Annotated in this window: 13 protein-coding genes; 3 read left to right on the top strand and 10 right to left on the bottom strand. The window is 65.8% G+C overall.

Annotation, left to right across the window (positions count from 1 at the left end; translation table 11 throughout):
* Positions 1–190: 190 nt before the first annotated feature.
* The gene (rpsO, locus tag ACI1US_RS00280) at positions 191–460 is read right to left on the bottom strand and encodes a 30S ribosomal protein S15 (protein WP_416549776.1); all 270 of its coding nucleotides are present in this window, start codon (positions 458–460) and stop codon (positions 191–193) included.
* A gap of 278 nt (positions 461–738) precedes the next feature.
* Here rpsO and ACI1US_RS00275 point away from each other — a divergent pair, with 278 nt between their 5' ends.
* Together ACI1US_RS00275 and ACI1US_RS00270 are read left to right on the top strand one after the other, a co-directional pair.
* Positions 739–1,947, top strand: a complete 1,209-nt coding sequence (locus tag ACI1US_RS00275) for an ammonium transporter (RefSeq protein WP_461637212.1) — start codon at positions 739–741, stop codon at positions 1,945–1,947.
* A 53-nt stretch (positions 1,948–2,000) separates the two neighbouring features.
* Positions 2,001–2,834 (top strand): inositol monophosphatase family protein, encoded by an 834-nt coding sequence (locus tag ACI1US_RS00270; RefSeq protein ID WP_461637210.1) that lies wholly within the window; start codon positions 2,001–2,003, stop codon positions 2,832–2,834.
* Between the two features lie 268 nt (positions 2,835–3,102).
* Here the strand turns inward: ACI1US_RS00270 and ACI1US_RS00265 are convergent, their stop codons facing one another.
* On the bottom strand, positions 3,103–4,560 hold the full coding sequence (locus ACI1US_RS00265) for an NCS2 family permease (protein ID WP_416549778.1): 1,458 nt from the start codon (positions 4,558–4,560) through the stop codon (positions 3,103–3,105).
* A gap of 111 nt (positions 4,561–4,671) precedes the next feature.
* Complete coding sequence (locus ACI1US_RS00260) at positions 4,672–5,043, bottom strand: FKBP-type peptidyl-prolyl cis-trans isomerase (protein ID WP_416549779.1); 372 nt, start codon at positions 5,041–5,043, stop codon at positions 4,672–4,674.
* A 155-nt stretch (positions 5,044–5,198) separates the two neighbouring features.
* Between ACI1US_RS00260 and ACI1US_RS00255 the strand changes: the two genes are divergently transcribed.
* Entirely contained in the window at positions 5,199–6,065 is an 867-nt protein-coding gene (locus tag ACI1US_RS00255) for a fumarylacetoacetate hydrolase family protein (RefSeq protein WP_416549780.1), read from the top strand.
* 124 nt (positions 6,066–6,189) lie between these two features.
* Here ACI1US_RS00255 and ACI1US_RS00250 read toward each other — a convergent pair whose 3' ends face one another.
* The 7 genes from ACI1US_RS00250 to ACI1US_RS00220 all read right to left on the bottom strand — a co-directional run.
* On the bottom strand, positions 6,190–7,662 hold the full coding sequence (locus tag ACI1US_RS00250; protein WP_416549781.1) for an aspartate ammonia-lyase: 1,473 nt from the start codon (positions 7,660–7,662) through the stop codon (positions 6,190–6,192).
* Positions 7,663–7,733: 71 nt separating this feature from the next.
* Entirely contained in the window at positions 7,734–9,191 is a 1,458-nt protein-coding gene (locus ACI1US_RS00245) for an MFS transporter (protein ID WP_461637206.1), read from the bottom strand.
* Positions 9,192–9,415: 224 nt separating this feature from the next.
* A complete protein-coding gene (locus ACI1US_RS00240) occupies positions 9,416–10,285 on the bottom strand; it encodes a M48 family metalloprotease (RefSeq protein ID WP_416549783.1) in 870 nt (289 codons plus the stop codon).
* A 26-nt stretch (positions 10,286–10,311) separates the two neighbouring features.
* Positions 10,312–10,881, bottom strand: coding sequence for a LemA family protein (locus tag ACI1US_RS00235; RefSeq protein ID WP_416549784.1), 570 nt, complete (start codon positions 10,879–10,881; stop codon positions 10,312–10,314).
* A 52-nt stretch (positions 10,882–10,933) separates the two neighbouring features.
* Positions 10,934–12,259 (bottom strand): D-arabinono-1,4-lactone oxidase, encoded by a 1,326-nt coding sequence (locus tag ACI1US_RS00230; protein WP_416549785.1) that lies wholly within the window; start codon positions 12,257–12,259, stop codon positions 10,934–10,936.
* A complete protein-coding gene (locus ACI1US_RS00225) occupies positions 12,256–13,506 on the bottom strand; it encodes a type III PLP-dependent enzyme domain-containing protein (RefSeq protein ID WP_461637203.1) in 1,251 nt (416 codons plus the stop codon). Before ACI1US_RS00225 ends, ACI1US_RS00230 begins: the two co-directional genes overlap by 4 nt.
* A gap of 49 nt (positions 13,507–13,555) precedes the next feature.
* A partial coding sequence (locus tag ACI1US_RS00220; protein WP_461637201.1) for a hypothetical protein occupies positions 13,556–14,264 on the bottom strand: 709 nt, incomplete at its 5' end.

Below are 14,264 nucleotides of genomic sequence, written 5' to 3'. Positions count from 1 at the left end.
TGTCCGCTGAGCCGGCTTCCCCGCCCCGATTAATCCTGCATGAGGCTTTTGTGGGGCGGATAAGGCTCACGAAGGATTAATCGGGGCAGGTGGGATGGTGCCGGGCACATGCAAGAAGCCCCTCTCCCAAAGGAGAGGGGCTTCCCAGAGTCAGTGGCGACCAGCGATCGCTGGCCAGCGCGGACTGAGACTAGCGGCGCAGGCCGAGACGCTCGATGAGCGTACGGTAGCGTGCAATGTCGGTCTTCTGGAGGTAAGCCAGGAGACGACGGCGCTGGCCCACGAGGAGCAGCAGGCCACGACGCGAGTGGTGGTCGTGCTTGTGCTCCTTGAGGTGCTCGGTCAGATCCTTGATACGACGCGAGAGCATAGCCACCTGAACCTCAGGGGATCCGGTATCACCGGGGGTGGTTGCGTACTCTTCGATGATCGCCTTCTTGACATCTGTAGACAGTGACATAGGTGATCCCCTTTCTCCAGTTGCGCGGCGCCTTCAGCGGGATGCTTGGGCTCTCTGTATCCGCGGCCGATCTAACGGCAACCTCACTATCTTAGCACCCTTGCGCGGCCCGGCCTTCACGCGCCCGAACCGGCATCGCCGAAACGCCCAGGAAACAGAGATGTGACGCACACGCCTCGCGAGGGAAACGGTGAGGAAACGGCCAGAACGCAGACTGTGAAGACCCGGACTCACGGTCGAGTCGGGCCGCTCCACCGGGCGGGAACGAAGGGACACACATGGAAGCAACAGCGGTTTGGACGCTCACGAGCACAGCGCTCGTACTCATCATGACTCCGGGACTGGCACTGTTCTACGGCGGCCTCGTCCGCGTTCGCTCGGTCGTCAACATGATGCTCTTCAGCGTGAGCGCAATGGGTGTGGTCGGAGTGTTGTGGATCCTCTTCGGATATTCGATGAGCGTCTTCGGAGACAACGACGGCTGGTTTGCGGGGAATCCGCTCCGCGACTTCGGTCTCACCCACACAGATCCGAGCGAGTTCATCGGCGTCGGCTTCGGCGCTGTCTTTGCAATGATCACGACCGCCCTCATCTCGGGCGCGATCGCAGACCGGGTGGGCCTCGGATCCTGGGTACTCTTCGCAGGGGTTTGGGCGTCCCTCGTGTACTTCCCGGTCGCCGCGTGGGTCTGGGGCGGGGGCTGGATCTCCAAGCTCGGCGTCTGGCTCGGCACGCCCGACGTCATTGACCTCGCCGGCGGCACCGCGATTCACATTAACGCCGGCGCTGCGGCACTTGCCCTCGCCCTGGTCGTCGGCAAGCGCCGTGACTTCGCCCCGGGGGCGCACCCGCCGCACTCGATCCCGCTCGTGACCATAGGTGCCGCACTGCTCTGGTTCGGCTGGATCGGGTTCAACGCGGGCTTGGCCACGGACGCGGGTACCGCGGGGCTGATTCTCGTCAATACGCTGGGCTCTCCCGCCGCAGCGATCATGGGATGGCTGGCCGTCGACACGCTCCGCGGCCGCAAGCCCGGCGTTGTTGGAGCCGCGTCAGGGGCTGTCGCGGGGCTCGTCGCGATCACGCCAGCGGCCGCGAACCTCTCCCCCGTGTTCGCGCTGCTCCTCGGGGCACTCGCCGGGGCCGCGTGCGCGGTCGCGATCGAGTGGAAGTTTCGCCTCGGCTTCGACGATTCGCTCGACGTAGTCGGCCTGCACCTCGTCGCTGGTGTCATCGGCACCGTCTACCTTGGGTTCTTCGCGCTCAACGACGGGCTGTTCACGGGTGGGGACTCCGGGCTGCTCCTCGTGCAGGTGATCTCGGTCGTCGGCGTCGTGCTCTACTCGTTCATCGCCTCGCTCGTCATTGCGCTGGGCGTGAAGCTCACGACGGGCCTGCGCGTGCCCCAGGCGGTGGAGGACAGCGGGATCGACGCGGCGGCACACGGCGAGGCCGCATACGCGTTCGAGGGCACGGGTCGCCCGTAGCGTGCCCGTGAGCCCCCGCGAGCCCCCGCGATCTGGCCGGTAGGCTCGGAAGCATGACTGAATCGGTTGATGCCTCCGCCCTTGCCGACATCGCGGGGACACTCGCCCGGTCCGTTGGGCAGATGATCCACGAGAAGCGCGCAGCGGGGGTGGACATCGCGGCGACGAAGTCGAGCCTCACCGATGTCGTCACGGCTGCCGATGAGGAGGCCGAACGGATCCTCACCGCGGGAATCCGCGAGCTCCGCCCGGAAGACGCCATTTTGGGCGAGGAGGGCGCGAGTGTGAAGGGCACGAGCGGGGTGACGTGGGTGGTGGATCCCATCGACGGCACCGTCAACTATCTCTACAACCTTCCTGCATACGCGGTGAGCGTTGCCGCGACCGTCGCGGACGGGGCCCCGGGCACGATGTCGGACGGCCGCCGCGCGATCGCGGGCGCTGTCTATCTCCCGGTGACCGGTGAGCTCTTCACGGCGTGGGAGGGTGGCGGCGCGTTCCTCGGGTCGGAGCGCCTGCCTGGCCCGTCGCAGACGACGCTCGCGACAACGTTGCTCGGCACCGGGTTTGGGTACACCGTGGAGCGCAGAACCGAGCAGGTCGAGGTGCTGCGGCGGGTCCTCCCCCGCGTGCGCGACATTCGCCGGATCGGGTCAGCAGCGATGGATCTGTGCCTCCTCGCCGCGGGCCGCCTCGACGCCTACTACGAGCGGGGGCTGCAGCCGTGGGATTACGCTGCTGCCGCGCTGATCGCCCGCGAATCGGGTGCTGTGGTTCGCGGCCTCGGGGACGCTCGACCGGGCGAGGAGCTGCTCATTGCCGGCACCCCTGAGATCGCCGCGGAGCTTGCTGAGGTTGTCGCTGAGGCGTACCGCGCGCTGGAGTAGCCGCGACGGGGCCCGGAGCGCCCAGTGGCCGAGCGGCTCGCCAGTCCGCCGTCCTTCAACCCCCGATTCATCTCAACCGAGCCTTCTGCAGGGCGCGCAAGGCTCGGAATAGAAAAATAGGGGCAGTTAGGGTGCGGCAGAGCGGCGCCAGGCCTCGCGCAGCGGCGCCAGCCGGAGCGCAGCGGCACCAGGCCGCGCGCGATACAACACAGGCCGGGGTGGATCAGCGTTCTGATCCACCCCGGCCTGTGCCGACGCAACTACGCGGTTACACGCCGAGCAGCGCCTCAACCGGGCCGCGCGCGAAGAAGATCACGAAGCCTGCGGAGACGATCCAAAGCAGCCAGTGCACCTGCTTCGCCCTGCCGGTAAACGCGTGCACGAGCACCCACGACACGAAGCCAGCGCCGATGCCGTTGGCAATCGAGTAGCTCAGCGGCATCACCGCGGCCGTGAGGAACACCGGCAGCAGCACGCGGAAGTCAGTGAGGTCGATGTGCGCGATCTGCGACATCATCATCGCGCCGACAATGACGAGCGCCGCAGCCGCGACCTCGGTCGGAACGATCTCAGTGAGCGGGGTGAAGAACATTGCGAGCAGGAAGACCACGCCGGTGACGACGTTCGCGAGGCCCGTTCGCGCGCCCTCGCCGATACCAGCGCCCGACTCCACGAACACGGTGGTCGAGGAAGACGAGGTGCCGCCGCCGACAACCGCACCGATGCCCTCGACGACGAGCGCCGACTTGATGCGGGGGAAGTTGCCCTTGTCGTCAGCGAGGCCCGCCTCGCGCGAGAGGCCGGTCATGGTGCCCATTGCGTCGAAGAAGTTGGTGAAGAGGAGGGTGAAGACGAGCATCACGACGGTGACGAGGCCGACCTTACCGAAATCGAAGCTCACTGCTCCGACGAGGCCGAGGTCGGGGATCGCGAACGGGTTGCCGCCGAGCACGGGCTCGGTGAGGCTCCAACCGCCGGGGTTGAGTGATCCGTCGTCACCGAACTTCGGGCCGATCTTCCAGATCGCCTCGACGATGACCGCGATGATCGTGCCGCTGATGAGGCCGATGAGGATGCCGCCCTTGACCTTCTTCGCGACGAGAATGCCGGTGAGCGCGAGGGTCACAACGAAGATGAGGGTAGGAATGGTGGTGATGAAGCCGACGCCTGCCGGGCCGAGGCCCACGGGGGGCGATGACTGGCCGGTCGCGTCAACAAAACCGGAGTTCACGAAGCCGATGAAGGCGATGAAGAAGCCGATACCCACGGTGATCGCGAGCTTGAGCTGTACGGGAACCGCGTCGAAGATCATGCGGCGCAGGCCGGTTGCGGCGAGCAGCACGATGAGCAGACCGTTGATGATGACGATTGCCATCGCCTCGGGCCAGGTGACTTCCTGGACGACCGAGAATGCGAGGAAGGCGTTGATGCCGAGTCCCGCAGCGAATGCGAACGGCAGCCGCGAGACGATACCGAAGAGGATCGTCATGACACCGGCTGCCAGCGCGGTTGCGGCGCTGACCTGACCGAAGTCGAGGATGTTGCCCGCGACGTCTTCCTTGCCCGAAAGAATAATCGGGTTGAGAATAACGATGTAAGCCATCGTCACGAAGGTGACGAGACCGCCGCGAACCTCGGTTCCGATCGTCGAACCGCGCTTGGTGATCTCGAAGTAGCGGTCAAGGAAGCCCCGCTCCTTCACCTTCTGTTGTGTGGCCTCTGACACGAGCCGCTCCTGTTCCTGGGTGTTTGCTGAACAGGAAAACGGTACCACCTTGCGCGAGGGCGTGGGTGCCCCTACGCAAAGCGATACCGTTCCAGTGACGCTTTGGAGTGTTTAGCTAACGCCCTTGAGGTCGATCATGAAGATCAGCGTCTTGCCGGAGAGCGGGTGTCCGCCACTCTCGCCGTAGGCCTGCGCGGGCGGCACGGTGAGCTTGCGGCGGCCGCCAACCTTCATGCCGGGAATGCCGAGCTGCCATCCGGGGATCAGGGCCTTCAGCGGGAAGTTCACTGACTCGCCGCGGCTCCACGAGGAGTCGAACTCTTCGCCGGAGTCGTACTCGACTCCCAGGTAGTGGACGTCAACGGTGGAGTTTGCGGCTGCTTCTGCGCCGTCACCGACGACGATATCGACGATCTCAAGTTCTGCGGGCGCGGGGCCCTCGGGTGCATCGATTTCTGGCTTCGTGAGCGGTGCATCTGTCATGGGGCCATTCTGACCGATCTGGGGCGCCGCCACCATGAGGTTCGCTGAGAGGGAAACAACGTTTCTGTCTCAGAGTCATGACGCACAGGTGAACGGGCTCAACTTAGGCGAGCCACGACAACGGCGTGGTGCCGAAAGCCCGATAGCCTAGAGTCGTGAGATTTGCGCACTTAACCCCCGACGCCTCGTCAGTCCCCGAGCTCTTTATCGAGTGGGGTGAGCGATTTGTTCCCGTGCGTGAACTCGGCGAACCGTTCGAAACCTTGCAAGACCTTATCGAGGCAGGCCCCGAGGCGCTTGAGCGCCTGAGCTCCGCGGCAGCGGCACTCCCTGCCGGAGCAGGTATCGACGCCTCCGACGCAAGCTACGCCCCGGCGGTGCTCAACCCGCCCGTCGTGCTCGCAGTCGGCCTGAACTACGACGAGCACGCGAGCGAGCTCGCGCTCGACAACGACTCGGGCCCCGTGCTCTTCACGCTCTTCCCGAACTCGCTGAACGGTCACAACGGAACCGTCGAGCTGCCCACACGCCTGAGCGAAGAGGTCGACTACGAGGGCGAGCTCGGTGTCATCATCGGGCGCGCCGCAAAGAACGTCACGCCCGAAGAGGCACTTGACTATGTCTTCGGATACACGGCGATCAACGACATCACCGCGCGCAACATTCAGTTCTCGGAGCCGCAGTGGTCGCGCTGCAAGTCGTTCGACGGCTTCACCCCCATTGGCCCGGTCGTCGTCACCGCTGATGAGATCCCCGATCCGCAGGCGCTGCACATCGCGACCGACGTAGACGGCATGCGTGTGCAGGACTCAACCACCGAGTTCATGATTCGCACCGTCGCAGAGCTCATCTCGTCGATCTCGCAGTCGCTCACGATCCTCCCCGGAACCGTCATCTCGACGGGCTCCCCCGGAGGTGCCGGCCGCTCGCGGAAGCCGCCACTGTACCTTGTTGAGGGCACTGAGGTCACCGTCACGATCGAGAAGATCGGTGCCGTGACGACGCACTGCGTCCAGATCTAGGCGCACTCGCCCGCGGTTCGCGGCTGCGTGACGATGATCATCGCGCAGCACCGAACACAGACAAGGAGCCCGGCACTGAGTGCCGGGCTCCTTGTCGTTCGCGCCCCTGCGGGCGGGATGAGCTTTACGCGTCGGTGGTGTCATCCTCAGCGACCGCGCCAGGCTGGTCGATCTTGATGACCGGGATCACGTCGGTCACGGGAGCCAGGCCCGCGAGCTTCGACGGCTGCAGAATATCGTCAAGCTGCGCCTGATCGAGCAGGCCCCGCGAGATCACGAGCTCGGAGACCTTCGCGTTGGTTGCGAGCGCCTCCTTCGCGAGCTTCGAAGCCTCTGCGTAGCCGATGACCGGAGCGAGCGCGGTGATCACAGTCACCGAGCGAGCCACCATGTCTTCGAGACGATCCTCGTTCGCGGTGATGCCGTCGACGCAGTTCACGCGCAGCGTCTGGCATGCGCGCTCAAGCCACAGGATCGACTGGAACAGCGAGTGCGCGATGATCGGCTCGAAGGCGTTGAGCTGGAGCTGGCCCGCCTCGACAGCCATCGACACGGTCACGTCGGAGCCTGCGACCGCGTACGCGACCTGCGAGACAGCCTCGGGGATGACCGGGTTGACCTTACCGGGCATGATCGACGAGCCAGCCTGGCGTGCCGGGAGGTTGATCTCGCCGAAGCCCGCCTGCGGGCCCGAGGAGAGCAGGCGGAGGTCATTCGAGATCTTCGACAGCTTCATCGCCGAGCGCTTCAGCGCGCCCGAGAAGGTGATGAAGACGCCGGTGTCACTCGTCGACTCGACGAGGTCGCCCGCGGTCTCGAGGTTCAGCTCGGTGATCTCGCGGAGGTGGCGGATCACCGACTCCTTGTAGCCCTTTGGAGCGTTGATGCCGGTGCCAATCGCGGTGGCGCCCATGTTGACCTCGCCGAGGAGCTTCACTGCGTCCTGCAGGCGCTCGATGTCCTCGCGGAGGGTGACAGCGAAGGCGTTGAACTCCTGGCCGAGGGTCATCGGCACTGCGTCCTGCAGCTGCGTGCGACCGACCTTGATGATGTGCGAGAACTCGCGGCCCTTCGCGGCGAACGAGTCAGACAGCAGCGCGATCTCTTCGAGCAGCGACTTCAGCGAGAACGCGAGCGCAACCTTGATCGCGGTCGGGTAGGTGTCGTTGGTCGACTGGCTGTGGTTCGTGTGATCGTTCGGGTTGATGAACGCGTAGTCGCCCTTTTCATGCCCAGCGAGCTCGAGCGCGCGGTTGGTGATGACCTCGTTCGCGTTCATGTTGCTCGAGGTACCCGCACCACCCTGGACAACGCCGACGACGAACTGGTCGTGCAGCATGCCGGTCTTGATCTCTTCGCACGCACGGTCGATGAGCGTTGCACGCTGCTCGTCGAGCGCACCAATCTCGAGGTTTGCTCGGGCCGCCGCCTGCTTCACGCACGCAAACGCGCGAATGAAGTCGGGGTAGACCGAGATCGGTCGGCGTGCGATCGGAAAGTTCTCATGGGCACGCGCGGTGTGCACGCCCCAGTAAGCCGATGCGGGTATTTCGACGCTGCCAAGTGAATCCGTTTCGGTACGGGTTTGGGCAGACATGAAGTCACTCACGAGTATCTCGCTCCAGTGGTTGAGGGTTCCGCGGGTTGGCCCGCACTGCGCCTCCTAGCCTACCCTCCGGGGCGCTCCGGATCCTCGTCGGCGGCGGGTTTCTCAGGCATTGGCAGCGGAATGATTCCGGTTGTCGCCGGGGCTTCCTGCGGTGCCGAATCCCAGTTCGCTTCGAGCGGGTCCCGGGTGTCTGGTTCGCGCCGCAAGACGTCGATCGGTGCGGTGAGGGTTTCGAGCTGCTCAGCGCGGCTATCAGTGATGAGCGGCCGGCCCGCGTGGGTGACTGTGAGCCCGTTGTTCCAGCGGATCCGCAGCTTGCGATCCGACACCAGCCAGGTCATCCCGACCGCGAATGCGATGAGCGCGGCGACGCCGGAGATCACAAATGTGGATCGCGCGCCGAGCGCGTCTGCCGCGGCTCCGACGAGCGGTGCCCCGATCGGCGTTCCGCCCATGAGAATCGCCATGTAGAGCGCGAGCACCCTGCCGCGCACGGCGGGATCCGAGGTCGTCTGCACAAACCCGTTCGCCGTAGTCATCATCGTCGATGTCGCGAGCCCGAAGAACACGAGCGTCGAGGCGAACAGCCAGTAGGTCGGCATCACCGCGCCGAGCAGGCTCACGATGCCAAGCCCGCCGACTGAGATGATGACGACGCGCATGCGCGCGGCCGGTCTGCGAGCTGCGAGCAGCGCGCCCGTGAGCGATCCAATCGCAAGGATCGACGACAGCAGGCCGTAGTCGGCCGCTCCCCTGCCGAACTCGACCGCCATCGTCGAGGACATCACGGGGAAGTTCATGCTGAACGCGCCGACGAGAAACACCATGATGAAGATCACGAGGATGTCGCGCCGCTGCATGACGTAGCGGAAGCCCGCGGAGAGCTGGCGCAGCTGCGACTCGCGCTTGTCGCTCTTGGGTGCCCGCGTGTGCGAGGTGGTGATCATCGACAGCGCACCGAGCATCGCCAGGAACGAGGCGGCGTTGATGATGAACACCCAGCCGGAACCGATCGCGGCGATGAGTACACCCGCGACGGCGGGGCCGACCAGGCGAGCAGAGTTGAACGAGGCGGAGTTCAGGGCGACGGCGTTCGAGAGATGGCTGTTGCCGACGAGGTCGGAGACGAAGGCCTGGCGGGAGGTCGAGTCGAAGGCGTTAACGATGCCGAGGCCGAGCGCGAAGGAGTACAGGTGCCAGATCTCGGCTTGGCCGGTGATGAGGAGCGTACCGAGGCCCACCGCGAGCAGCATAAGGAGGCTCTGCGTGAGGAGCAGCACCTTGCGGCGGTCGAATCGGTCGGCGACCGCACCGCTGAACGGGACAAGGAGCAGCTGCGGGCCAAACTGCAGCGCCATCGTGATGCCGACGGCTGAGGCGTTGTTCTCAGTCAGCTCCGTGAGCACGACCCAGTTCTGGGTCGTCGCCTGCATCCAAGCACCCACGTTCGAAACGAACGCTCCGAAGAACCAGATCCGATAATTGCGGATGGAGAGGGAGCGGAACGTGCTTGACACTAAGCTGATGACCCCCTTTGACTGCCTCTACCCTACGCCTATTACGGGGAGGTCACATCTTTGCCCCGCCCGGCGGCGTGCCGAGTTGGCAGTTGTTGTCGCTTGAGGGGCGCTCACGCGACAATAACTGCCAACTCCGGGGGTGCGGGGGCGGTGGGGTGGGGGTGGCCGGCGCGGTGGGGTGGAAGTGGCGGTGGGGTGGGGCGGGGAGGCGGGTGCCTCACCTACATTTTTCCGCCCATGTCGAGGAGCCGGCGGATGCGCTCGGGCAGCGGCGGGTGCGTCGCGAAAAGGCGCTGCATCATGCCGGGCTTCAGCGGGTCGGCGATCCACAGGTGTGCCATGCTCGACTGCTGCTTCTCCAGCGGCCTGCCGTACTCGGAGAGCTTGTGGAGCGCGCTCGCGAGCGCCTCCGGATGCCTCGTGGTGAGCGCTCCAGTCGCATCCGCAAGGTACTCACGCTGTCGGGAGACCGCGAGCTGCACCATGCTCGCAACGAGCGGGGCGACGAGCATCGCGACGAGGCCAAACACCATCACGAGCGGGTTGTTGTTATTGTTGCGGCCGAAGAAGGCCATACGCATGAGCATGTCGGCGATCATGCCGACGGCGACCGTGAGGCCGTAGACGATCATCGAGACGCGGATGTCGTAGTTGCGCACGTGCCCGAGCTCGTGCGCCATGACTCCCTCGAGCTCGGCGTCGGTCATGATGTCGAGGAGCCCGGTGGTCGCCGCGACGATCGCGTGCTCGGGGTCGCGGCCCGTTGCGAACGCATTCGGCGCTGGATCATTCACGATGTAGACCTCGGGCATCGGCATGCCTGTGGTGATCGCGAGGTTTTCTACGACGCGATAGAGCCGCGGATTGTCGGCAGGGCCGATCTTCACAGCACCGCTCATTGAGACGGCCTGCTTGCCGGCCGAGAAGTACTGGATCAGCGCGTAGATGAGCGCGAAGCCGACCACCGCGATGACGATTCCCGGCGACTGGTAGATCGCCGACGCGAGCCAACCGAGGCCGCCGACGATGCCGAGGAACAGCAGGATGATGAGGGCGCTGTTGATCTTGTTTCGGCGAATGGCGCTATACACGCGGCCTCCTCCCCCGATTCACTGCGTTAAAACTGGATGCGCGGGGGCTCTGCGATTGCCACCGCGTCGTCGACCTCGAAGAAGTCGCGCTGGCTGAAGCCGAACGGGCCCGCGAGCAGGTTGTTCGGGAAGACCTGAATCTTCGTGTTGAGCTCGCGGACGCCGCCGTTGTAGAAGCGGCGTGCGGCCTGCACCTTGTTCTCGGTGTCGACGAGCTCCGACTGCAGCTGGAGGAAGTTCTGGCTCGCCTGGAGCTGCGGGTAGGCCTCGGCGATTGCGAAGATGCTCTTCAGCGCGGACTGCATGTGGTTCTCGGCGACCGAGGCCTCCGCGGGGCTCTGCGCGGAGATCGTCTCGGCTCGCGCCTTCGTCACAGAGTCGAACACTCCCTGCTCGTGCGCGGCGTACCCCTTCACCGTCTCAACCAGGGCAGGAATGAGGTCGGCGCGGCGCTTGAGCTGCACCGTAATGTCACTCCAAGCTTCTTCCACGCGCACGCGGAGCGTCACGAGGGAGTTGTAGGTGATCCACAGGTAGCCCACGGCGACTACGAGCAGGGCTACAACGACAAGGGTGATGACCAATCCGGTTGACATAGCTGAATACTAGCGTTGCAGGTCATGAAATCGCTGTGAAGCTGTGAGCCGGCTACTCCCCCAGCACGCGGGTGAGATACGGGTTAGCGAACACACGATCGGGATCGAACCGATCCCGCACCGCCACAAAGTCATCGAACCTCGGGTACCGCTCGCGCAGTGAGTCAGCCGTCAGCGTGTGCATCTTTCCCCAGTGAGGGCGGCCCCCGTGCGCCGCTAGCACGGCCTCCGCCTCGGGGAAGTAGTCGTCGTCGCGATCCTTCCAGTAGCGGTGCACGGCGATGTAGCCGCTCTCGCGCCCGTGCGCCGTCGACAGGAAAAGGTTGTCCGCAGCCGCCGTGCGCACCTCGATCGGGAAGGACACCCTGTATTTGCGGCGCTCGATCAGCTCGCGCAGTTCTCGCAACGCTGTCGGTGCCGCCTCAAGCGGCAGGGCGTACTCCATCTCGCGGAAATGCACGCGCCGGTTGGTGACGTACACGCGGTGCGACTCGTCGATGTAGTCGCGCGCGCTCGATACTGTCTGCACGGCGCGGTTGATGCGCGGCGTCGAGGCGGGCAGCCAGCGCTGGAAGCCGACGACCGCGCCGAGCATCGTGTTGTTCATGAGCTCTTCGTCGACGTAGCGCGACACAGCTCCGAGCGGCCGCGCACCGCTGCCGGCGGCACCCAGCTCCGGATCCACCGGGATTCTGGTGTTCGTCTTCGTCCGCGCACCCTCGGTGTGCGGAAACCAGTAGAACTCGAAGTGGTCGGCGGCCCGGTTGCGCTCCTCGAAGGTGTCGAGCACTGCGTCGAGGGAGTCTGGCGTCTCGACCGCGTGCAGCAGGTAGCGCGGCACGCACTGGATCGTGACGGTCACCAGTACCCCGAGCGCTCCAAGGCCAAGAGCGACCGCGGGCAGCAACTCCGCGTTCTCGGTCTCGCTCACGGTGAGGAGCTCGCCCGTACCCGTGACGAGCGTCGCACCGACAACCGCAGTCGACAGCCCGCCGAGTCGCAGCCCCGTGCCGTGGGTGCCGGTTTGCGTTGCACCGGTGATGGTCTGCTTATCGATGTCGCCCATGTTCGCGAGCGCGAGCCCAAGCGGTTCGAGGATCGCGGGCAGCTCCCACAGGTGCGTTCCCGCCCAGAGCGTCACGCGCCCGCCGGCCGGATCAGCCGAGACGAGGCCCCGCATACGCCGGAGCTCCAGCCGGATCCCGTCGGTCGCGCCGATCGCGGTGAAGCTGTGGGAGGCCCCGATGGGCTTCACGGTGTGGCCTGTGTCGCGTGCGCGATCCACCGCGGCGATAATCTGCTCCGCCGTGCGCGGAAACACCTCGGTCGCGGGCACCGACGACTCGGTCCGGGCCCAGTTGCGCCAGCGTGCGCTCATAGGAAGCACTTCCCTTCGCCGCGGTAGGTGAGCAGCGGATCCCCCGCCACACCATCGTTCACAGGAACAACGACATTGCCGTGCTCCATCGGTTCGCCAGACTTCGTGTGGCGGAGCCAGACGCGGTCTCCCACGCGCATGTCGCGCGCTGCTGCCCCGACCACGGGGCTCTGCACCTCACCCGCGGCCTCGCGCGGCGCGTACCGCAGGCCCTCGGGCCAGACGAGCTGCGGGAGCCTGTCGGCACCCGCCGGGCCAGATGCGATCCATCCACCGCCGAGCAGCGTCGCGGTGTCAGCGTTTGGTCGGCGCACGACGTCGAGCGCGAAGCCGACCGCGGGGGCCGGGCTGAAGCCGCGGTAGTTGTCGAAGAGGTGCGGGCCAAACAGGCCACTGCCCGCAGCGACCTCGGTCATGCCGCCCTCGGCGACGGTGCGCTCGATCGATCCGGTGCCGCCACCGTTCACGAACTCGAGCTCAACAATCTCTCTGAGCGAGGCGAGCGCCTCAGCCCGGCGGTCAACGAGCTCAGCATGACTCGCGCGCTGCATCGCCCGCATCACGACACCCGCAGCGGGCTTGCCCACAGGATCATCGCCGACGCCAGCGATCTGCGCCTCGTACGACATCACACCGGCAATCGTGAAGCCCTTGCGGCCGAGAATGTGCTGCGCGAAGCTGCGCAGCCCCGCGGTCGTGTGGATCGGGCTGCGAAACACTCCGATGTGCCCGAGCGCCTTGCTCCGCCACGACGCATCGAAATCAAGGCAGAGCCTGATGCTCGGCCGCTCGTCGGGTGCGATCACCGAGTCAATGAGGTCGAGCTGCTCGGGGTTGTCCACCATCAGCGTGACGCGCTCGGCCGCCCGCGGGTCTGCGGCGAGCGCCGCGATCGCTGCCCGATCAGCCGTGGGATAGGCGACAACGATGTCGTCAATGGTTTCGCTCAGCCAGATCGCCTCTGCGAGTGAGTACCCGAGCACCCCCGAATAACCGGGAAGCGCGAGGACCGCGTCGAGTACTCCTCGCACCCGCACGGACTTCGAGGCGACACGAATCGGGAGGCCTGCCGCCCGCCGGAGCATGTCGTGGGCGTTAAAGCTCAGCGCCTCGGCACTGAGCGCGATCACGGGCGCGGAGTATTCCCGCGTCGCCCGGTCAAGGCTCTCCCAGTAACGTGCTGGATCAAGCCACGGTTGCGTATCGGCTGCCGCGCGCAGCTGCGGTGCCGCGAGATCGAGGGTCATGTCGGCAGTCTAGTAGCGACTGCCGACATGTCCACCGAGCGGGCCGTTCTTAGCGTGCGGAGCTGCGGCTCCGCACCCGTGCGAACCAGGCGAGGCTCACTCCGGCAAGGAGCAAGAAGCCTGCGGCGGCAAGCCCTGCAGCAGCGCTGTCGCCACCGGTCTCGCAGAGTGTGACCGGGCCGTCATCGGTGCACGAAGGCGGGATCGTCGGAAGGGGCTGCTCGGGCACAACGGTCTCGCCTTCGCCCTCGCCTTCACCTTCGCCCTCGCCCTCGCCCTCGCCTTCGCCTTCGCCCTCGCCTTCGCCTTCGCCCTCGCCTTCGCCCTCACCTTCGCCTTCGCCCTCGCCCTCGCCTTCGCCCTCTCCTTCGCCTTCGCCCTCATCGTCGGCGTCGATGGTGGTGAAGCTGGCCTCGCTCGGCGAGTGGTACCAGTCGTTGAGCGGGACGCTCGCGAAGATGCGGTACTCAGTCTCAGGGGTGAGCCCAGGGAACACATTGCTCTCCTGGAACTCTGGCTCCTCGGTTGCCCCTGCCGGCAGCACGGCCCAGCCGACTGGCGCGACCTCAGCGGGCACACCGTCGATCGTGAGCTCCGCCGTGATGGTAACTGGCTCCTCGGTGTTACGGGTCTGCTCTGCGACCGAGGGTGCCGGCAGCGGCATCCGGAGGTGACCCCCAGTGGACGCAACAACTGCACCGGTGTAGATTCCTGTGCCGAGCACGGTTCCCGCCGCGTCGAGCCGGTCTACCTGCAGT

Origin of the sequence: Leucobacter sp. BZR 635, from assembly GCF_048061935.2 — a bacterium.
GTDB lineage: Bacteria > Actinomycetota > Actinomycetes > Actinomycetales > Microbacteriaceae > Leucobacter.
This window is presented reverse-complemented; position numbering and strand designations above follow the sequence as displayed.